Source organism: Paracoccus pacificus (genome assembly GCF_042680785.1).
Taxonomy (GTDB): Bacteria; Pseudomonadota; Alphaproteobacteria; order Rhodobacterales; family Rhodobacteraceae; genus Paracoccus; species Paracoccus pacificus.
Genome location: NZ_JBHUEN010000003.1, coordinates 90,569 through 109,625 on the forward strand (window position 1 = coordinate 90,569; position 19,057 = coordinate 109,625).

Here is a 19,057-nt window from a genome sequence, read left to right on the forward strand (position 1 = left end):
TCCTGTTGCTGTTTCGTCACGTCAATGATTCGCGCGCGGGTTCTTCTGCGTGGAATTGTCGCAGCGATGTGGTAAATAGTTCAGTACAGGCAATTTCTTCCTCAGGGACAGAGGTAAACACATGATCAACGAATTCAAGGAATTCATCGCCAAGGGCAATGTCATGGACATGGCCGTTGGTATCATCATCGGTGCCGCGTTCACGGCGATCGTGACGTCGCTGGTCGGGGACATCATCAACCCGATCATCGGTATCATCACCGGGGGCACCGATTTCAGCAGCAAGTATGTGGTTCTGTCAGGCACCGCGCCCGAAGGTGCCGGGTTGCAAGCCGCGCGGGATGCAGGGGCGAACGTGTTCGCCTATGGCGCATTCCTGTCGGCCGTCATCAACTTCCTGATCATCGCGTTTGTGGTTTTCCTGCTGGTAAAGGCTGTTAACAACATCAAGAACCGCGCGATCCCGCCGAAGGAAACCATCGTCGAAGAGGTCGCCGTCGGGCCGACCCAGGAAGAACTGCTGATCCAGATCCGCGATCTGCTCGCGGCACGTTCGGCCTGATCGGCACTTCCGATCTACCGCAACAAATACGAACGGCGTGCCCACGAAGGACACGCCGTTTTTCGTTTCTATAGCGTCAGAGGCACCCGGCTGGCTCGTCAGGCGGCCAGAAGCTCATCCGGGGTGATCGCATCCAGACGCAGGGCCTCGCCCACCGGCAATGAGGTCAGCTTGCCCAGATGGGTCGACAGCCCGGCGCGCAGATACGGATCGTCGATGATTGCCTGCTTCCAGCCCTTGTCCGCCAGCGCCAGCATGAAGGGCAGCGTGGCGTTGCCAAGCGCGATGGTCGAGGTGCGGGCAACCGCGCCGGGCATATTCGCCACGCAGTAATGCATGATGCCGTCAACCTCATAGATCGGATCCTGATGGGTGGTCGGGCGCGAGGTCTCAAAGCAGCCGCCCTGATCAATCGCCACATCGACCAGCGCCGCGCCGGGCCGCATGCCGGAAAGCTGATCGCGCCGGATCAGCTTTGGCGCGGCGGCGCCGGGGATCAGCACCGCGCCGATCACCATGTCGGACTGCGCAACCAGATCGGCCGTCAGCGCGGCACTGGCAAAGCCGGTGCGGAAAACATTCCCATAGACGTCGTCCAGATAGCGCAGCCGGTTCAGCGAGCGGTCCAGCACGGTCACATTCGCGCCCATGCCCGCCGCCACCCGCGCCGCATGGGTGCCGACCACGCCGCCGCCGATCACGGTGACATTGGCCGGCAGAACACCCGGGACACCGCCCAGAAGCACACCGCGCCCGCCATTGGCCTTTTGCAGCGTCCAGGCGCCCACCTGCGGGGCCAGCTTGCCCGCAACCTCGGACATCGGCGCCAGAAGCGGCAGACCGCCGTTCCGGTCGGTCACCGTCTCATAGGCGATGGCGGTGACACCCGAGTTCAGCAGATCGCGGGTCTGATCGGGATCGGGGGCCAGATGCAGATAGGTGAACAGGATCTGGCCATCGCGCAGCATCGCACGCTCGGCCGCCTGCGGTTCCTTGACCTTCACGATCATCTCGGCCCAGTCGAACACCGTTTTCGCGTCCGGCGCGATCTTGGCGCCGGCGGCAAGATAATCCTGATCGGTGAACCCCGAGCCGAGCCCGGCGCCTGTCTGCACCGTCACCTCGTGACCGTGATGCACGGCTTCCGCGGCGGCGGCGGGGGTGACGCCGACGCGATATTCCTGCGGTTTGATTTCTGTCGGGCAACCGATCTTCATGGCGATCCTCCAATAGCCTTTGCGCCATTTTGCCCGAAAGAAAGCGCAATTTCCTGCTCATTTTTCTGTCTCGCCATCATTCTACGCAAGATCTGTGATGACTAATGGCAGCTCATCGAATATTCTTCGATAATGGAGCAAATAGACGCAACAGACCGCCGAATATTACAACTTCTGCAAAGGGACGGCCGAATCAGCAACGCCGACCTGGCCGCCGCGGTGAACCTTTCGGCCAGTGCCTGCCACCGGCGCGTGCAGCGGTTAGAGCAGAGCGGGCTGATCCGGGGCTATGTCGCGCTTCTGGATGCGCGCAAGCTGGGCCGGTCCTCGATCATATTCGTCGAGATCACCCTGTCCGGGCAGGCCGACGAATTGCTCGATGCGTTCGAGCGCGCAGTCAGCGCGCTGCCGAATGTCATGGAGTGTCATCTGATGGCGGGGACGGCCGACTATCTGCTGAAGGTCATCGCCGAGGATACGGACGATTTCGCCCGCATTCACCGCCAAAGCCTCGCGAAACTGCCGGGGGTGGCGCAGATGCATTCCAGCTTTGCGCTGCGCACCGTGTTCGGGACCACGGCGCTTCCGATCTGAAGTCCGGCGCCAACATCCCACGGCGCCGAAAAAGAAAGCCGTCTCTGGCGTTGCCAAAGACGGCTTTCAATTTCCGCTGATTGCGCTGTCTTACAGCGCGCCTTCGCGCTGTGCCTTTTTACGGGCCAGCTTGCGGGCGCGGCGGACGGCCTCGGCCTTTTCACGGGCCTTCTTGACCGAAGGTTTCTCGAAATGCTGCTTGAGCTTCATTTCGCGGAAAACCCCCTCGCGCTGAAGTTTTTTCTTCAGGGCGCGAAGTGCCTGTTCGACGTTGTTGTCGCGAACGCTTACCTGCATGTGGTTGTCACCACCTTCCTAGGTTAAAGTTGCAAAGATTGCAGGACGGGCCCCAATAACAGGCGGGGCGGCGCCTGTCTACTGTGCAAAAAGGGGTTCGGCCTTGGAAAATACCGATCAGGCGCGGCTTTTGCGGGCGGCGCTGGACCATGTTCCCTTCGATGGGATGAACGACCGCGCGCTGGCGGCGGGGGCGCGTGACGAAGGCATCGCGCCAGAATTGATCCCGGTCCTGTTTCCGCGCGGCGGGGCCGATCTTGCCGCCGGCTATCACCGCCGGGGCGATCGGGAACTTGCCGAATGGCTGGCGGGGCAGGAAAAGCAGGGCCGGTTCCGCGACCGCATCACGGCGGCGGTGCGCCAGCGCATCGCACATTCCGACCGCGAGATCGTGCGCGCCGGTGCCGCGACGCTGGCGCTGCCGGTCAATGCCGGGCTGGGCGCGCGGCTGATGTGGGAAACCGCCGATACGATCTGGAACGGGCTTGGCGATGCCTCGCAGGACGTGAACTGGTATTCCAAACGCGCCACATTATCGGCGGTCATCGGCGCGACGGTGCTGTTCTGGCTGGGCGACGACAGTCCCGATCAGGTCGAGACATGGGAATTTCTGGACCGGCGCATCGACAATGTGATGGGGTTCGAGGGGCTGAAGGCGCGGCTGCGAAAGCTGCCCGGCATGGCGGCGATGACCGATATCGCCACCGGCTGGATCCGGGCGCCGAAACCTTCTGACCTGCCAGGAAAGGTTCGCTGATGCAGATCCCCGACATGATGAACGCCGTCGAGATTTCCGCCCCCGGCGGACCCGAGGCGCTGAAGCTGACCAAGCGGCCGGTGCCGGTGCCCGGGCAGGGGCAGGTCCTGATTCGCATCGACTATGCCGGCGTCAACCGCCCCGATGTGTTGCAGCGCATGGGCGCATATGCGCCGCCGCCGGGTGCCTCGGACCTGCCGGGGCTGGAGGCCGCGGGCGAAGTCGTGCAGGTCGGCTCGGGGGTGAACCGGCTGCGCGTGGGCGACAAGGTGATGGCGCTTTTGCCGGGTGGCGGTTACGCCGAATATGCGGTCACCCACAATCGCCACGCCTTGCCCATTCCCGAAGGCATGCCGATGCGCGAGGCCGCGAGCCTGCCCGAAACCGCATTCACCGTCTGGTCGACCGTGGTCATGCGCGGCGGCCTGCAGGCGGGTGAGCGGTTTCTGGTCCACGGCGGATCCTCGGGGATCGGGATCATGGCCATTCAGATCGGCAGGGCGCTGGGCGCGCGGGTCTATGCGACGGCGGGAACCGAGGCGAAATGTCAGGCGATCCGCGACCTTGGCGGTATCGCGATCAACTATCGCGACGAGGATTTCGTGAAGCGTCTGCTTGACGATGGCGGTGCGAACCTGATCCTCGACATGGTCGGCGGCAGTTATATTCCGCGCAATATCAAGGCACTGGCGGATGATGGCCGGCTGGTTTTCATTGCCTTTCTGGGCGGGGCCAAGGCCGATCTGAACTTTGCGCAAGTGATGACGCGGCGGCTGACCATCACCGGCGCCACGCTGCGGCCGCAAAGCGATCTGGCCAAGGCGCGCATCGCGGACGAGCTTGCCGCCAACGTCCTGCCGATGATCGAGGCGGGCAAGGTCAAGGTCCAGATGGACAGCGAGTTCGACCTTGCCGATGCCGCCAACGCGCATCGCCGGATGGAGGCGGGCGACCACATCGGCAAGATCGTCCTGAAGGTCCGGGGCGGCTGAAATGCGCCTGATCCGTGCCTGCCCGATGCGGCTTTGCAAAAGCTGAATTTTTCCCGCCGAAACGATGCGAATCCCCGCTGACACTGCCGAAAAGGCGGGATAAAGCGGCGATATGCCTGATCGCTCAGCCTCGGTCCTGATACAGCCCGTTTTGCACCGGCCGTCGCCGGGATTTCGCGATTTCGCGCGTCTGGGCGGGTTGGAGGCCAGCGTGCGCGGCATGCTGGTCGCGATCTGGCCGCTGGAGATGTACAGCCAGCTTGGCAGCAAGGAACTGGTCAGTTGGGCCTATTTCCTGATCGGCATCGGCTCGCTTTGCTTTGGCCTGACGGTGCCGGTACTGGGCCGGATCATCCCGCGCCGCTGGCTTTATACGATCGCGGCGGGCTTGTATCTGCTGGCGATGGCGCTGGCCGTCGCCGGCGGTCCATGGCTGACGCCTTTGGCGCTTCTGGCGATGAGCTTCGGGGTGGTGACCAATCAGATCTGCATCAACGCCTATCTGATGGATTACATCTCGCGGGTCGATCTGGGCCGGTCGGAAAGCCTGCGCATGTTCTATTCGGCGCTGCCATGGGCTATCGGACCCGCGGTGTCGGTGATCTTGTGGAAATACTGGCCGCAACTCCCGTTCATGATCGCCGCCTGCACCTCGGTCCTGATGCTGGCGCTGTTCTGGCACCTGCGCATGGGCAACGGCAAGGCGATCTCGCGGGCCAGACGGCAGGCGCCCAACCCGCTGGCCTATCTGGGCCGGTTCGTGCGGCAGCCAAGGCTTGTCGCTGGGTGGCTGTTCGCGGTTTTCCGGTCTTCCGGCTGGGGGGTGTTCGTGGTCTATCTGCCGATCTTCTGCGTCGAGGCGGGTCTTGGCGACCAGATCGGCGGTCTGGCTTTCGCGGCGTCATCGCTGCTTTTATTTCTGGCGCCGACGATGATCAAATGGCAACAGCGCGTGTCGCTGCGCACCGCCGTCCGGCTTGCCTTTACCGGCGCGTCGGTCTGTTTCCTGATCGCGGTCCTTGGCGCGTGGTGGCCGCTTGCGGCGGTGGCGGGCGTTCTGATGGCCTCGATCTTTCTGGTCGGTCTGGACGCTTTCGGCTCATTGCCGTTTCTGATTTCGGTGCGCCCGGCCGAGCGGACCGAGATGAGCGCGATTTTCACCTCGTTCCGCGACGTGTCGAACATTCTGACGCCGGGTGTGGCGTTTATCGTGCTGGTGCTGACCGGCTCGATTCCGGTCGTGTTTCTGGTGACGGCGCTGGGTATGGCGGCGATGGCGCTTTTGGCGCGGCGCATTCACCCGCGCGCCGGCGGCAGATCGCGGCCGGGTCGCGGCTGATTCAGCGCACGGCCTCCATCAACACCGATTTGCGCGGGCAATCGCGGCGGCTGTCCGGCGCGCAGTCGCGGGGTTTCAGTCCGCGCGTCAGGCAGATGCGAACCTCTTGCAGCCGTTCGCCGTCGCACATGACGGTGATGGAATCCCGCGTCAGGTCCGGGTTCGCTTCGATGAATGCGTCCTCGATAACGGCGGGGGGCACCGCGACATCGCGGTTCAACCCATCAAACACCCTTGGGACCGCGATCAGGCCGGCGGCGTCACGGATGGTTTCGTAATACCGACGCGCCGAAAGCCCGCTGCACCTGCCGTGCTTTTGCCATTGATACCACGCCAGCCCACCCGATCCCATGACATCGGTCATGGCCTGACTTTCGCGGCGCGACGGATCACGCTCGGCGGTGGCGCAATTCTCGGGCCAGCCGCGTTCGTATTGCGGCCAGAGCCCGTGAACCACGAAATCGACCTTGCGTCCCCTGTCGCATTGCGCGGCATCGCGCGCGTCGCCGGCTGTCGCGCACCAGCTTGGCGACCACGACAGCGACAGGACGTAATAATCGAACCGGCCCGCCACGTCCGCGCCCCACGCCGAAGGCGCCCACAACGGCGCGATTGCGGCAAGGATGGCGGCAAATCGGAATTTCATCGGCGCTTCCCCATCAATCCCGCGAAACCTATCCTGCGCCGGTCGGCGGTGCAAATGTGCGAATCCCCTTTTCCAGCGCCCTTCAAGCCGCTATATCAACCGCCAATTCCCAGAAGACGCGGAATGGCGCCAGCCGAAAAGCCGTTTTCCCGGCCCGTTGCCCCGTGTCATAAAGGAAACCGAAAAGGAGATGCAGATGAACAAGCCGCTGATGGCCAAGGCCACTGCCGTCTGGCTGGTGGACAACACCACGCTAAGCTTCAAGCAGATCGCCGATTTCTGCGGCCTGCACGAGCTGGAGGTGCAGGGGATCGCCGATGGTGACGTGGCCGTGGGCGTCAAGGGTTTTGACCCGATCGCCTCGAACCAGCTTGATGAGATCGAGATCGAGAAGGGTCAGGCCGACCCGACCTATGTGCTGAAGCTGAAGCACAACCCCGCCGCCAGCGGCGAGGAAAAGCGTCGCGGCCCTCGCTATACGCCGCTGTCCAAGCGGCAGGACCGTCCCGCCGCGATCTACTGGCTGGTCAAGTTCCACCCCGAGCTGGCCGACAGCCAGATCGCCAAGCTGGTGGGCACGACCAAGCCGACCATCGCCTCGATCCGCGACCGCAGCCATTGGAACATCCAGAACATCACCCCCATCGACCCGGTCGCGCTTGGCCTTGCCAAGCAGTCCGAGCTTGATGCCGAGGTGCAGAAGGCTGCCAAGAAGAAAGCCGCCGAAGGCCAGGTCATGACCGATGACGAACGGCGCAAACTGGTGTCGACGCAGACCTCGCTGTCGATGCCGGCCGAACCGCGCCTGCCGCCCTCCATCGCAGGGCTGGAGAATTTCAGCCTGTCGCGCGACGAGGATGAGCAGCCCGAGCGTGAAGTCAGCGCCGAGGATCTGTTCCGCAAACTGCCGGAGGCGGATGACGACGACGATGATGACGATCACGACGGCAACAACCGCCGCCGCTGAGCGCCGCAAGCACAGCCGTATCATGAAAAAGGCCGGTCGCGATGACCGGCCTTTTTCATTGCCATATTTCCGTTGCCAAGCCGGCGATACCGCGTGTTCGGCGGGTCAGATCGACAGGCAGACGTATTTCAGTTCCAGATAATCGTCGATGCCGTAATGGCTGCCCTCGCGGCCAAGACCGGATTGCTTGACGCCGCCGAACGGCGCGACCTCGGTCGAGATGATGCCGGTGTTCACGCCGACGATCCCGTATTCCAATGCCTCCTGCACCCGGGTCACGCGACCGATCTCGCGGGCATAGAAATAGCTGGCAAGACCAAAGATCGTGTCATTGGCCTTGGCGATGACCTCTTCCTCGGTTTCAAACCGGAACAGCGGCGCCAGCGGGCCAAAGGTTTCCTCGGTCGAAACCTTCATGTCGTCGGTCACGCCGGTCACCACGGTCGGTTCAAAGAACAGCCCGTCCTTGCGCTTGCCGCCGGTGACGATCTTGCCGCCGCCGTCAAGGACGTCCTTGATATGCTCTTCGACCTTTTCGACCGCATCTTCGTTGATCAGCGGCCCGGTGGTGACCCCGTCCGCCAACCCGTCGCCCACCGTCAGCTTGTCCACCGCCTTGGCAAGCCGCTTCGCGAATTCGTCGTAAACGCCCGCCTGTACATAGATCCGGTTGGCGCAGACGCAGGTCTGGCCGTTATTGCGGAATTTCGATGCCATCGCGCCCTCGACCGCCGCATCCAGATCGGCGTCGTCGAACACGATGAACGGGGCGTTTCCGCCCAGTTCCATGGAACATTTCAGCACCTGATCGGCGGCCTGACGCAGCAGGATCCGGCCCACCTCGGTCGAGCCGGTAAAGGTCAGTTTGCGGATCAGCGGGTTTTCGCAGAATTCCTTGCCGACCTCGCTTGCACGCGACGAGGTCACGACCGAAAGGATGCCCTTGGGCAGCCCGGCGCGTTCGCCCAGAACCGCCAGCGCCAGCGCCGAAAGCGGCGTTTCGGCCGCCGGACGGGCGACAAAGCCGCAGCCCGCGGCCAGCGCCGGCCCGCATTTGCGGGTGATCATCGCGTTCGGAAAGTTCCACGGCGTGATCGAGCCGACGACGCCGATCGGCTGTTTCAGAACGGTCAGGCGCTTGTCGCGCTGATGGCCGGGAATGGTTTCGCCATAGATGCGCTTGGCTTCTTCGCCGAACCATTCGATGAAGCTGGCGCCATAGGCGACCTCGCCCTTCGCTTCAGCCAGCGGCTTGCCCATCTCGGCGGTCAGGATGATGCCCAGATCGTTCTGGTTCTCGATCATCAGGTCGAACCATTTCCGCATCACCTGCGCGCGCTCCTTGGCGGTGCGCGCGGCCCAGTCCTTCATCGCTTCGGCGGCGGCTTCGATGGCTTTTTTCACCTCGGCCCGCGACAGGTCGGCGACATTGGCGATCACGTCCCCGCGCGCGGGGTTCACGACCGGAAAGGTCTTGCCGTCCTTGGCGTCAACCCACTCGCCAGCCACAAAGGCGCGGCTTTCGAACAGCGTCGGGTCCTTCAACAAGGATTTGAGATTGGTGGTTTTTTCCATCTTGCCCATGACAAGGCCCTTTCGATTCCGGGAATGGCGAAGTTGATCACTTAGGGGGCCGCTTGTCAAAGCGCGCACGGACCCGAGGTCTAAGCGCCATCCCGATTCTGTCAAGGGCGCAGGCGCGTTTTCATGGGAAGTTTTGACGGATCTCACTGATACCTTCGGCGGTGAGACGGGTTCGTCTGACCGCATGATCGACAGGTCGACCGATAGTATCCCCCGAATTGTAAACATGTGTTGATCGCCGGATGGCTGGTTTTGGTGAACCGGAACGGCCGCAGGACCGTTACCATCTATCGCTGATTTTCCCTCATGCGGTGATCGGGCGGGGCTTTGGTCCCGCCCGTATCTTTATGTCCAGCGGCTGCGCCACGCGGGTTGTGCCGCGCCCGATCCCGGTTCGGCCAGATAAACCGCCCGCGCGATGGCCCGCGCCAGGCAGCAGGCGGCGGCGTGCCCCAACGCGAAGGGATCGGTGTCGCCCGTGACGATCCCGGTGGAAACCGCAAAGACAAGATCGCCGTCAAAAGGTGTATGGCTGGGAACGATCGCGCGGGCCATTCCGTCATGCGCGACCGTCGCCATGCGGGTCAGCGCCGCCTTGTCCATCGCCGCATCCGTCGCCACGATGGCGATCGTCGTCGCCTCGCCCTGACGCTTGCCCGGGGCGGGCTCGGTGCCGGCGGGAAACGCGCCCGGCAGGCCCAGACCACCGAACTCACCCTCTATCTCCCACGGCGCGGCCCAGAACCAAGGGCCGTCGTCCACGGTCACCGACCCGAGCGCATTGACCGCGACCAGCGCCCCGACCGTGACCCCGCTGTCCAGCACCGCAGATGCCGACCCGAGGCCACCTTTCCAGTTGGCGGTCATCGCGCCATAGCCTGCGCCGGCGGTGCCGATCGCGAAATCGGGGCCGGCGCTCTCCAGCGCCTGCCGCCCCAGATCGGGATAGGGGCTGTCGGCCCAGTCCTTGCGACCGCCGTTCAGCAGATCGAACAGGATCGCGCCCGGCACGATGGGAACCCGCGCATCGCCGACCGCGAAACCGCGCCCCTGCGCCCGAAGCCCGGCCATTACGCCGGTGCCGGCATCGAGACCAAAGGCCGAGCCACCCGACAGAAACAGCGCATCGACCGCCTGAACGATCCGGTCGGGCGCCAGCAGATCCGTCTCGCGCGTGCCGGGCGCGCCGCCCATCACCTGCACCCCGCAGGCCATCGGCAGATCGCCGACCAGAACCGTGACGCCCGATCGCAGCCCGGCGTCATCGGCGTTACCGACCCGCAGCCCGGCCACGTCGGTAATCAGGTTTCTCGGCCCCTGGCGCATCCCGATCTCTCCCGCATTCTTCCTTGCCAAAATATCCCGGGGTCCGGGGCAGCGCCCCGGCTTACGCCATCAGATGCAGCGCCCGCCGTCCACGTTCAGCACCACGCCGGTCAGCATCGACGCCTCGTCGGAGGCCAGAAAACACGCCGCGTTGCCCATGTCCTCGGGCTGCGAGAAGCGGCCGATCGGGATCGTGGCCAGAAACTTGGCCCGCATCTCGGGCGTATCCTCGCCCATGAAACTGGATAAAAGCGGCGTCTCGCCCGCCACCGGGGCCAGCGCATTCACCCGCACCCCGAAAGGCGCCAGTTCGACGGCCATGGCGCGGGTCGCGGTGATCATCCAGCCTTTGGAGGCGTTGTACCAGCTTAGCCGGGGCCGCGGCGAGATGCCGGCGGTCGAGGCGACGTTGATGATACTGCCGCGCCCGGCGCGTTTCATTTCGGGCACCAAGGCGCGGGCGGTCAGATAGACCGATTTCGCGTTGACCGCCAGAACCCGGTCGAACGCCGCCTCGTCCACATCTTCCAGCGGTTGCGGCAGATGCGTGATGCCGGCGTTGTTGACCAGTATGTCCGGCGTGCCAAAAGCCGCCATCGCGGCCTTGGCCATCGCGCTTACGCTGTCGGCGGATGCGACATCGACCGTCTGGGCGATCCCGCCCAGCTCGGCGGCGACGCTTTCCGCCGCCGCGGCATTTATGTCGGCCACCATGACGCGGGCCCCTTCGGCCGCGAATTTCCGCGCGATCCCGGCGCCAAAGCCGGAACCCGCGCCCGTCACGATCGCGGTCTTGCCCTGCAACCTCATCCCGACCTCCCCTTTGCGGGAAGTCTGTCAGATTCGCGGGCAAGAGCAACCCGGTGGATCAGAAGTCGAACAGGTCCGACAGGAAGGATTCGCGGCGTTTGCCGTGACGTTTGCGCCGGTAATGATGGTCATCATCATCGTCGCGGCGGCGATAGTCCCGGTCGTCCCGATAATCGTCCCGGTAATCGTCGCGACGATAGTCCCGGTCGTCATCGCGGCGGCCGCGGTCCTCGCGGAACTCCTGGCGCGGTGCCGGTGCGGGTTGCTGCGGCGCCGGCTGTTGTTGCGGCATCTGCGGTTGCCCCGGGGGCTGCATCACCACCGGCGCGGCTGCGGCCTCGGCCGGGCCGGTGCGTTCGATGATCTTGTCGAGTTCGCCCCGGTCAAGCCAGACACCGCGACATTTTGGGCAATAATCAATCTCCACCCCGCTGCGGTCGGCCATAACCAAGGTTTCGCCATCAACCGGACATTGCATCTTATTTCTTCCTCATGCTTGTCATGCGCTGCGGTTGACAGATGGGAAGTGCATGACCTCGTTGCAAGAAAGGTTAACCGTGATGCGCCGCCACCGTCTTGAGGACCGAGAAGCCGTAAAGCGCCTCAAACCCCTTTTCGCGACCATGGCCGGATTTCCCGACCCCGCCGAAGGGCAGTTCGACCCCGCCCGCCGCCCCGTAATTGTTAAGGAAAACCTGCCCCGCCCGCAAAGCCCGCGACATGCGCAGCGCACGGCTGCCGTTTTCCGTCCAGCAGGCGGCGACCAGCCCGTAATCGGTGCCATTGGCGATAGCAATTGCGTGATCGTCGTCGTCGAAGGGAATGACCACCTGCACCGGGCCAAAGATTTCCTCTTGCGCGAGGGGATGATCCGGGGCCGCGCGCGCCAGCAGACGGGGCGCGAGATAGTGGCCGCCGGGCGGCGCATGTGTGACGATTTGCCCCTTCGCCGCGACCTCCAGATCCCCGCCCCGGGCCAGAAAACCTTCGACGATCTGTTTCTGTCGGGCCGAGATCAGCGGCCCGACCGCCAGATCGTCAAGCGCCGGGCCGACGCGCAACCGGGCATAGACCGCGGCCATACGCTCCAACACCTCGTCATGGCGGATGCGCTGCACCAGGATCCGGCTGGCGGCGGAACAGGTCTGGCCCGCATTCTGAATGCCCGCGTTGACCAGAAACGGCAGTGCCCGATCCAGATCGGCGTCGGCGAACACCAGTTGCGGCGACTTGCCGCCAAGTTCCAGCGTGACGGGCACCACGTTGCGCGCTGCGGCGGACTGGATCGCCTGACCGACCGCGACCGAGCCGGTAAAGGACAGGTGATGCACGCCGGGATGCGCGGCAAGTGCTGCGCCCGCCTCTTCCCCCAGCCCGGTGACGATGTTCAGCGCACCGGCCGGCAATCCGGCCTCGGCGGCGATGCGGCCAAAGGCCAGCGCCGTCAGGCTGGCTTCCTCGGCCGGTTTCAGCACACAGGCATTGCCCATCGCCAGCGCCGCCCCGACACTGCGCCCGATGATCTGCATCGGATAGTTCCACGGTACGATATGGCCGGTCACCCCATGCGGTTCGCGCAGCGTCCAGACGGTATAGCCGTCCTGATAGGGGATCGTCTCGCCCATGATCTTGTCGGCGGCGCCGCCGTAAAACTCCATATAGCGGGCCAGCGCCAGCGCATCGGCCCGCGCCTGCGTCAGGGGCTTGCCGACATCCATGCTTTCCAGCCGCGCCAGAACCTCGGCCCTGTCGCGGACAAGCTGGCCGATACGGGTCAGGATGCGGCCGCGGTCCACGGCAGGCAGCCGACCCCATTCGCCGTTCCGCGCGGCAGCGGCCGCCGCGACCGCCGCATCGACATCGGCGGCGGTGCCCCGCCCGATCTCGGCGATCGTCGCACCGCTCGAAGGGTCGTCGACGGCCAGCCTGTCGCGCGCGTCGATCCAATGGCCGCCGATCAGATATTGCGCGGGATCGAACCATAGGTCCTTCATGAGGGGCTCCATTCGGCCGGAATTTCGGGGGCGGCGGCGATGAGCCGCCGGGTATAGGGATGTTCGGGCGCGGTCACCACGCGCTCGGTCGGGCCGTCCTCGACCACATGGCCCTTTTCCATGACCAGCACGCGATCGGTGATGGCGCGGACCACGCTCAGGTCATGGGTGATGAACAGATAGGCCAGCCCGTGTTCGCGCCGCAGCCGCGCCAGCAGGTCCAGCACCTGGGCGCGGACCCGCACGTCCAATGCACTGACCGCCTCGTCCAGAACGATCAGCCGGGGGCGGATGATCAGCGCGCGGGCGATGGCGATGCGCTGGCGCTGGCCGCCCGAAAATTCGTGGATGAAGCGGTCACCATCGGCCGGGTGCAGCCCGACCTCTTCCAGCGCGCGGTCCACCCGGTCCCGCCAGTCTTTGGGGCGGCCGGTCAGATGGAAGGGCTCGGCGATCAGCCTGGCGACGCGGTGGCGGGGATCAAAGCTGCCGTAAGGGTCCTGAAACACGACCTGCACCTTGGCCCGCATCGACGCGGGCATCGACCGCCCGGCCGTCACCTTTTCGCCGTCAAGCTGAATCTCGCCGCCCTGCAGCGGGTCGAGGCCCAGAATGGCACGGGCCAGCGTCGATTTCCCGCAGCCGGATTCGCCCACCAGCCCCAAGCTTTCGCCGTCGTTCAGATCGAAGCTGACCCCGTTCACGGCACGCAGCAGCGCATGGGGCTGAAACAGGCCGGGCCGGGGCAGAGTGTATTCCCGCACCGCATCCCGGACCCGCAGGATGGGGGTGTCGTCGGCGGGATTTTCGACCTGCTCGGGCCGGTGGCGCGAGGCGGCGAAAAGCTGGCGCGTATAGGGGTGGGACTGGGCGCGGAAAAGCGCTTCGGTCGGGCCTTCCTCGACGATCCGCCCGGCCTGCATCACCGCCACCCGGTCGGCCATGCCCGCGACCACGGCAAGGTCATGGGTGATCAGCAAAAGCCCCATGCCCTCGGACCGGACCAGATCGCGCAGCAGATCAAGGATCTGCGCCTGCGTGGTCACGTCGAGCGCCGTCGTCGGCTCATCCGCGATAAGCCATTCGGGGCGCTGAGCTATGGCCAGTGCAATCGCCACCCGCTGCCGCTGTCCGCCGGAAAGTTCATGCGGATAAAGCGTCAGCGGAAAGCGCGGCGGGGTCAGACCGACCCTGTTCAGCCGCTCGCGGGCGATCTCCATCGCCTTGGTGCGGGATATGTCCGAATGGGTCAGCAGCGTTTCGGCCACCTGATCGCCGATGCTCATCAGCGGATTCAGCGCCGTCATCGGTTCCTGAAAGATCATCGCGATCCGGTTGCCCCGGATCTGGCACATCCGCGCCTCGGGCAGGGTCAGCAGATCGGCGCCGTTCAGTGTCGCGCGCCCCGTGACCGCGGACCGGGGCGGCAGCAGCCGCATCACCGCCAGCGCGGTCATGGATTTGCCCGATCCGCTTTCGCCGACCAGCCCGGTGATCGTGCCGGGTTCCAGACGCAGGTCGACGTCGGCCAGCACCTCGTGGCCGTTGATGCGCAGCCCCAGATCGCGGATGTCCAGCGCGCCGCTCATCCCCGCGCCCGCAGTCGTGGGTCCAGCGCATCGCGCAGCCCGTCACCCAGCAGGTTCAGCCCCAGCACGGTGGTGACGATGGCGAGTCCGGGAAAAATCGCCACATGCGGGGCAAGCGTGACCATGGTCTGCGCCTCGGCGAGCATGCGGCCCCAGCTTGGGATCGGGGGTTGCGCGCCAAGCCCGACATAGGACAGCCCGGCCTCGGCCAGAATGCCAAGGCTGAACTGGATCGTGCCCTGAACGATCAGCAGGTTCAGGATATTGGGCAGGATATGCTCGATGCTGATCCGCGCCGCCCCCTTGCCGGCGACCTCGGCCGCGCGGATATAGTCGAGCGTCCAAAGCGGCAGCGCGCCGCCGCGCGTGACGCGGGCGAAAACCGGGATGTTGAAGATGCCGATGGCGATGATGGCGTTGATCGCGCCGGGGCCGAACACGCTGGTGATCAGGATGGCGATGACAAGGCTGGGGAAGGCGAAGATCAGGTCATTGCCGCGCATGATGATCTCGTCCAGCCAACCGCCCCGGTTCGCCGCCGCGATCAGCCCAAGCGGGACGCCGAAGCCCATGCCGATCCCGACCGCGACCAGCGCCACGGCGATCGAGGTGCGGGCCCCGACCATCAGCATCGACAGGATGTCGCGGCCAAGCTGATCGGTGCCCAGCCAATGTGCGGCCGACGGTGGTTGCAGCTTGTCCGCGACCGAAAGCGCGGTCACGTCATAGGGTGTCCAAACCAGCGACACCGCCGCCGCGATAAGCGCGGCTCCGGCAAGAAGTGCCCCAAGAAACAGCCCGAACTTCATCTGCTGCGCAGCCTTGGATCGACGGCCGCATAGGCGAGATCGGTCAGGAAGGTCACCAGAATGACCGCCGCGACCAGCACCAGCACCGAAGATTGGACCACCACCAGATCGCGCTGGGTGATGGCCTGAAAGATCAACCGGCCGAGACCCGGCAGGTAAAAGACATTTTCGATGATGATCGCGCCGGCCAGCAAAAAGGAAAACTGCAGGCCCAGAATGGTCAGCACCGGGATCAGCGCATTGCGCAGGGCGTGCCTGCGAAGCGCCTGCCCCGCGGTCAGCCCTTTCGCGCGGGCGGTGCGGATATAATCCTGCCCCAGCGTCTCGACCAAGGATGACCGCAGGACCCGTGCGAGGATGGCCGCCTGCGGCAGGGCCAGCGCGACGGCGGGCAGGATCAGCGCCTTCAGCGCCGCGACAGGGTTGCTCCAGCCCGGAAAACCGCCCGCCGGCAGCCAGCGCAGGTTCACGGCGAACAGCAGGACCAGCAGCATTGCGAACCAGAAATTCGGCAGCGCGATACCGACCTGGGTCGCGCCCATCACCGCCACATCCGCCGGCCGGCCGCGCCGCGCCGCCGCGAACATCCCGATCGGAAAGGCTACCAGAATGGCCAGCGCCAGCGCCAGAACCGCCAGTGGCAGCGATACGACGATACGCTCCGCAATCAAACGCGCCACCGGGACCTTGTAGGTCAGGCTGGTGCCCAGATCACCGCTCAGCACCCCGCCCAGCCAATGCACGAACCGCAGCGGAAGGGGTTCATTCAGTCCCATCTGCTCGCGCAGGGCGGCGATGGTCTCGGCGGTTGCGCCGGTGCCCAGCATGAAGGTCGCCGGATCGCCGGGGACAAGCTGGACCACGGCGAATATCACCGCCGCAGCGACCAGCAGGCTGAGACCAAGCGAGATCAGGCGACGGAAAAGATAGCGCAGCATGCTCAGGACGCTAGTGCGCGTCGGCAGAACGGTAAAGAGGGATCGGCGGGGCGCGGCGGGGCTTGCGAAAAGTAACCGCATGGTTACAGATCGGAACGGATCCGGCGGATCGTGACGCGAAGGAGGGGTTTTTGATGATCACCCAACTGACCAGCATAGCATCGGATACGGCGTTCGGACTGGTCGGCGCGGTTCTGGCGCAGGCGAAATCGCAAGGCCTGAATGTCGCGGTCTGCGTGGTGGACGTCCACGGTCAGGTGCTGGGCAGCGCGCGCATGGACGGCGCGTCCCCGCCGATACTGGAGTTCGCGACGGACAAGGCTTTTACCGCGGCCAACATGCGGCGCACGACCGAGGGGTTCGCGGCGCGGATGGGCTCCAGCCCGGCGCTGACGATGGGGCTGGCCAGCCGCCCGCGCCTTCTGGTCTGGGGCGGCGGCCTGCCCATCGTGCATGAGGGCAAGGTCGTCGGCGGGATCGGTGTATCCGGCGCGACGGATGCCGAGGATATCGCCTGCGCGCAGGCGGCCCTGCGTGCCGCCGGGCTGGGCTGGGAAATCTAGCCGGGCTCGCGGCGCGCGGGACGCCCGAACTGTCAGCGGGCTTGTCGCCCGATCACGCCGCGACCAGACGCAGAATCGTGTCGATGTTGAACTGCAACCGTTCCTCCAGCGCCTCGCGCGTCATCAGGTCGCGTTCGTAGACGATCGCGCCGGTATAGCGGTTGGTGAGGTAGTAATAGTTGATCGCGGCGATGGTGATATTCAGTTGCGCGGGATCGACGCCGGGCCGGAAATCGCCCTCAGCGACGCCGCGATCCAGAATGGTCCCGACCATCGACAGGAATTGCCGGTTATAGGTCCGGACCACCTCGGATTTCTTCAGATGGCGGGCGCGGTGCAGGTTCTCGCTGTTGACCAGAGTGATGAACTCGGGGTTTTTCAGATAATATTCCCATGTAAAGCGCACCAGCCGGGCAAGCGCCTCTTTCGGGGGAAGGTGGTTCAGTTCCAGCTTCTGTTCCGCCGTGCGGATCGACAGATAGGCGTTTTCCAGCACGGTCTGAAACAGCTCATCCTTTGAGCCGAAATAGTGATAGATCATCCGCTTGTTGGCGCGGGCCTTGTCGGCGATCACATCGACGCGGGCGCCGCCAAGGCCGTTTTTTGCGAATTCCTTTTTGGCGGCATCCAGTATCCGGGTGCGCGTGGCCTCGGCATCGCGCGAGCGTTGGCCTGTCGCCTTGGTCTTGGCCGCCGGCTTCGGGTTTGTCTGGGTTGCGTCACTCATGCTGCGCGATCCTTTCGGTTTCCCCCACCGCATAGCCTTTAACCGCCCCCGCCGTCAAAGTCCCGTCGGCGGGGCAGGCCATGCAAAACGCTTGACTCCATCTACGGCTATAAAGTAACCAGTTAGTGCGTTAAAGCGCCTGGGAGGACCGGCGCGGTTGTGGAGGGGGAGGGCCGATGTCCACATTCATCAGGGACTATATCGAACGGGAAAAGATCAATCGCCGGAACTTTCTGCTGGCATCGGCCGCGGGTCTGACCGCGACGGCGGTGCCGGGGCTGTTCGGGCAAGGTCAGGCGCGGGCGGCGCTGACCGATCCGGCGATCGCGTGGTCGTTCCGGGACAAGGCCAGCGCCTATTGGAACGCCATCTATGGCGGCGGCGAGGCGTTCGTGGAATCCATCGGCAAGCCCAAGGAGTTTCTGGTCGCGCTGATCAACGAAGGCTCGTCGGAAAAATCGCTTGCCGACATCAAGGCGTTTCTGGCCAAGAACAACGGCAATTGCGCGATTGCCTGCGACGCGAACGACAGCCCCAACGCCCGACCCGTGGTCGAGGCGGTGCAGCAGGCGGGCGCCTATATCTCGACGATCTGGAACAAGACCGACGACCTGCATCCGTGGGATTTCGGCGATAATTACGTCAGTCACATGACCTGGTCGGACGAAAAGCCGGCCGAAGAAACCGCCCGCATCCTGTTCGACGCCATGGGCGGCAAGGGCGGCGTGGTCCATGTCGGCGGCATTCCCGCCAACAATCCCGCGATCGAACGGCTTCAGGGCCTGAAAAATGCGCTGGCGGACTATCCCGATATTACCCTTCTGGATGCGCAGCCCGCCGATTGGGACACCACCAAGGGCGCCGAGCTGATGGCCAGTTTCCTGACCCGCTATGGCGATGAGATCAAAGGCGTGCATTGCGCCAACGACAACATGGCCTATGGCGTGCTCGAGGCTTTGAAGGCCGAAGGCATCACCGACATGCCGGTCGTCGCCTATGACGGCAACCCCGAGGCGGTGCAGTTGATCATGGACGGGCAATTGCTGGCCACGGTCTTCACCAACCCGCATTGGGGCGGCGGTATCACCGCGGCGCTGGCCTATAACGCCGCCATCGGCAAGTTCAAACCGTCGGAAGAGCCGCATGAACATCGCGAGTTCTATGGGCCGACGGTTATGGTGACCGCCAAGGACGCGGCCGATTTCAAGGCAAAGTATCTTGATGCCACCCCGACCTATGACTGGAACGATTACTGGGGTCCGTCGAACGGTCCCATCCAGTACAAATAAGCCGCGAACCCGGGCGGCGGCGCCTTGACCGCCGCCCTGTTCAGGTGTCACCGCAGC

At 64.6% G+C, this 19,057-nt stretch carries 20 protein-coding genes; 8 read left to right on the forward strand and 12 right to left on the reverse strand.

What is annotated here, in order from left to right:
* The first annotated feature begins 121 nt into the window (after window positions 1-121).
* Window positions 122-562, forward strand: coding sequence for a large conductance mechanosensitive channel protein MscL (gene mscL / locus ACFSCT_RS00575; protein WP_379139346.1), 441 nt, complete (start codon window positions 122-124; stop codon window positions 560-562).
* 98 nt (window positions 563-660) lie between these two features.
* Here the strand turns inward: mscL and ald are convergent, their stop codons facing one another.
* On the reverse strand, window positions 661-1,779 hold the full coding sequence (gene ald, locus ACFSCT_RS00580) for an alanine dehydrogenase (protein WP_379139347.1): 1,119 nt from the start codon (window positions 1,777-1,779) through the stop codon (window positions 661-663).
* Between the two features lie 132 nt (window positions 1,780-1,911).
* Between ald and ACFSCT_RS00585 the strand changes: the two genes are divergently transcribed.
* Complete coding sequence (locus ACFSCT_RS00585; RefSeq protein WP_379139348.1) at window positions 1,912-2,373, forward strand: Lrp/AsnC family transcriptional regulator; 462 nt, start codon at window positions 1,912-1,914, stop codon at window positions 2,371-2,373.
* 90 nt (window positions 2,374-2,463) lie between these two features.
* Here the strand turns inward: ACFSCT_RS00585 and rpsU are convergent, their stop codons facing one another.
* Window positions 2,464-2,670 carry a 30S ribosomal protein S21 gene (gene rpsU / locus ACFSCT_RS00590; RefSeq protein WP_011748553.1) on the reverse strand — a complete coding sequence of 69 codons (207 nt, stop codon included), beginning with the start codon at window positions 2,668-2,670 and terminating at the stop codon, window positions 2,464-2,466.
* A 103-nt stretch (window positions 2,671-2,773) separates the two neighbouring features.
* On the opposite strand from rpsU, the gene ACFSCT_RS00595 reads away from it, so the two are divergent.
* The 3 genes from ACFSCT_RS00595 (at window position 2,774) to ACFSCT_RS00605 (ending at window position 5,758) form a co-directional block, all read left to right on the forward strand.
* Window positions 2,774-3,427 (forward strand): COQ9 family protein, encoded by a 654-nt coding sequence (locus ACFSCT_RS00595; RefSeq protein ID WP_379139349.1) that lies wholly within the window; start codon window positions 2,774-2,776, stop codon window positions 3,425-3,427.
* Window positions 3,427-4,419, forward strand: a complete 993-nt coding sequence (locus tag ACFSCT_RS00600) for an NAD(P)H-quinone oxidoreductase (protein WP_379139350.1) — start codon at window positions 3,427-3,429, stop codon at window positions 4,417-4,419. The genes ACFSCT_RS00595 and ACFSCT_RS00600 overlap by 1 nt, the downstream gene beginning before the upstream one ends.
* Before the next feature lie 112 nt (window positions 4,420-4,531).
* Window positions 4,532-5,758: an MFS transporter gene (locus ACFSCT_RS00605; RefSeq protein ID WP_379139351.1), complete on the forward strand. Its 1,227-nt coding sequence runs from the start codon at window positions 4,532-4,534 to the stop codon at window positions 5,756-5,758.
* A 1-nt stretch (window position 5,759) separates the two neighbouring features.
* Here the strand turns inward: ACFSCT_RS00605 and ACFSCT_RS00610 are convergent, their stop codons facing one another.
* A complete protein-coding gene (locus ACFSCT_RS00610) occupies window positions 5,760-6,404 on the reverse strand; it encodes a ribonuclease T2 family protein (RefSeq protein WP_379139352.1) in 645 nt (214 codons plus the stop codon).
* 196 nt (window positions 6,405-6,600) lie between these two features.
* Between ACFSCT_RS00610 and ACFSCT_RS00615 the strand changes: the two genes are divergently transcribed.
* A complete protein-coding gene (locus tag ACFSCT_RS00615; RefSeq protein ID WP_379139353.1) occupies window positions 6,601-7,371 on the forward strand; it encodes a DUF1013 domain-containing protein in 771 nt (256 codons plus the stop codon).
* A gap of 105 nt (window positions 7,372-7,476) precedes the next feature.
* Here the strand turns inward: ACFSCT_RS00615 and ACFSCT_RS00620 are convergent, their stop codons facing one another.
* The 8 genes from ACFSCT_RS00620 to ACFSCT_RS00655 form a co-directional block, all read right to left on the reverse strand.
* The gene (locus ACFSCT_RS00620; RefSeq protein WP_379139472.1) at window positions 7,477-8,946 is read right to left on the reverse strand and encodes an NAD-dependent succinate-semialdehyde dehydrogenase; all 1,470 of its coding nucleotides are present in this window, start codon (window positions 8,944-8,946) and stop codon (window positions 7,477-7,479) included.
* 354 nt (window positions 8,947-9,300) lie between these two features.
* Window positions 9,301-10,281 carry a P1 family peptidase gene (locus ACFSCT_RS00625; RefSeq protein ID WP_379139354.1) on the reverse strand — a complete coding sequence of 327 codons (981 nt, stop codon included), beginning with the start codon at window positions 10,279-10,281 and terminating at the stop codon, window positions 9,301-9,303.
* Between the two features lie 69 nt (window positions 10,282-10,350).
* Window positions 10,351-11,091: a glucose 1-dehydrogenase gene (locus ACFSCT_RS00630; protein ID WP_379139355.1), complete on the reverse strand. Its 741-nt coding sequence runs from the start codon at window positions 11,089-11,091 to the stop codon at window positions 10,351-10,353.
* Between the two features lie 58 nt (window positions 11,092-11,149).
* Window positions 11,150-11,569 (reverse strand): TFIIB-type zinc ribbon-containing protein, encoded by a 420-nt coding sequence (locus tag ACFSCT_RS00635; protein WP_379139356.1) that lies wholly within the window; start codon window positions 11,567-11,569, stop codon window positions 11,150-11,152.
* Between the two features lie 73 nt (window positions 11,570-11,642).
* Window positions 11,643-13,085, reverse strand: a complete 1,443-nt coding sequence (locus tag ACFSCT_RS00640) for an aldehyde dehydrogenase family protein (RefSeq protein WP_379139357.1) — start codon at window positions 13,083-13,085, stop codon at window positions 11,643-11,645.
* Window positions 13,082-14,674 carry an ABC transporter ATP-binding protein gene (locus tag ACFSCT_RS00645; protein WP_379139358.1) on the reverse strand — a complete coding sequence of 531 codons (1,593 nt, stop codon included), beginning with the start codon at window positions 14,672-14,674 and terminating at the stop codon, window positions 13,082-13,084. Before ACFSCT_RS00645 ends, ACFSCT_RS00640 begins: the two co-directional genes overlap by 4 nt.
* The gene (locus ACFSCT_RS00650) at window positions 14,671-15,483 is read right to left on the reverse strand and encodes an ABC transporter permease (protein WP_379139359.1); all 813 of its coding nucleotides are present in this window, start codon (window positions 15,481-15,483) and stop codon (window positions 14,671-14,673) included. Before ACFSCT_RS00650 ends, ACFSCT_RS00645 begins: the two co-directional genes overlap by 4 nt.
* A complete protein-coding gene (locus ACFSCT_RS00655) occupies window positions 15,480-16,421 on the reverse strand; it encodes an ABC transporter permease (protein WP_379139360.1) in 942 nt (313 codons plus the stop codon). The genes ACFSCT_RS00650 and ACFSCT_RS00655 overlap by 4 nt, the downstream gene beginning before the upstream one ends.
* A gap of 134 nt (window positions 16,422-16,555) precedes the next feature.
* Here ACFSCT_RS00655 and ACFSCT_RS00660 point away from each other — a divergent pair, with 134 nt between their 5' ends.
* A complete protein-coding gene (locus tag ACFSCT_RS00660; protein ID WP_379139361.1) occupies window positions 16,556-16,984 on the forward strand; it encodes a GlcG/HbpS family heme-binding protein in 429 nt (142 codons plus the stop codon).
* 52 nt (window positions 16,985-17,036) lie between these two features.
* Here ACFSCT_RS00660 and ACFSCT_RS00665 read toward each other — a convergent pair whose 3' ends face one another.
* A complete protein-coding gene (locus ACFSCT_RS00665) occupies window positions 17,037-17,711 on the reverse strand; it encodes a TetR/AcrR family transcriptional regulator (protein WP_379139362.1) in 675 nt (224 codons plus the stop codon).
* A gap of 176 nt (window positions 17,712-17,887) precedes the next feature.
* Here ACFSCT_RS00665 and ACFSCT_RS00670 point away from each other — a divergent pair, with 176 nt between their 5' ends.
* A complete protein-coding gene (locus tag ACFSCT_RS00670; RefSeq protein ID WP_379139363.1) occupies window positions 17,888-19,000 on the forward strand; it encodes a sugar ABC transporter substrate-binding protein in 1,113 nt (370 codons plus the stop codon).
* Window positions 19,001-19,057 lie beyond the last annotated feature (57 nt).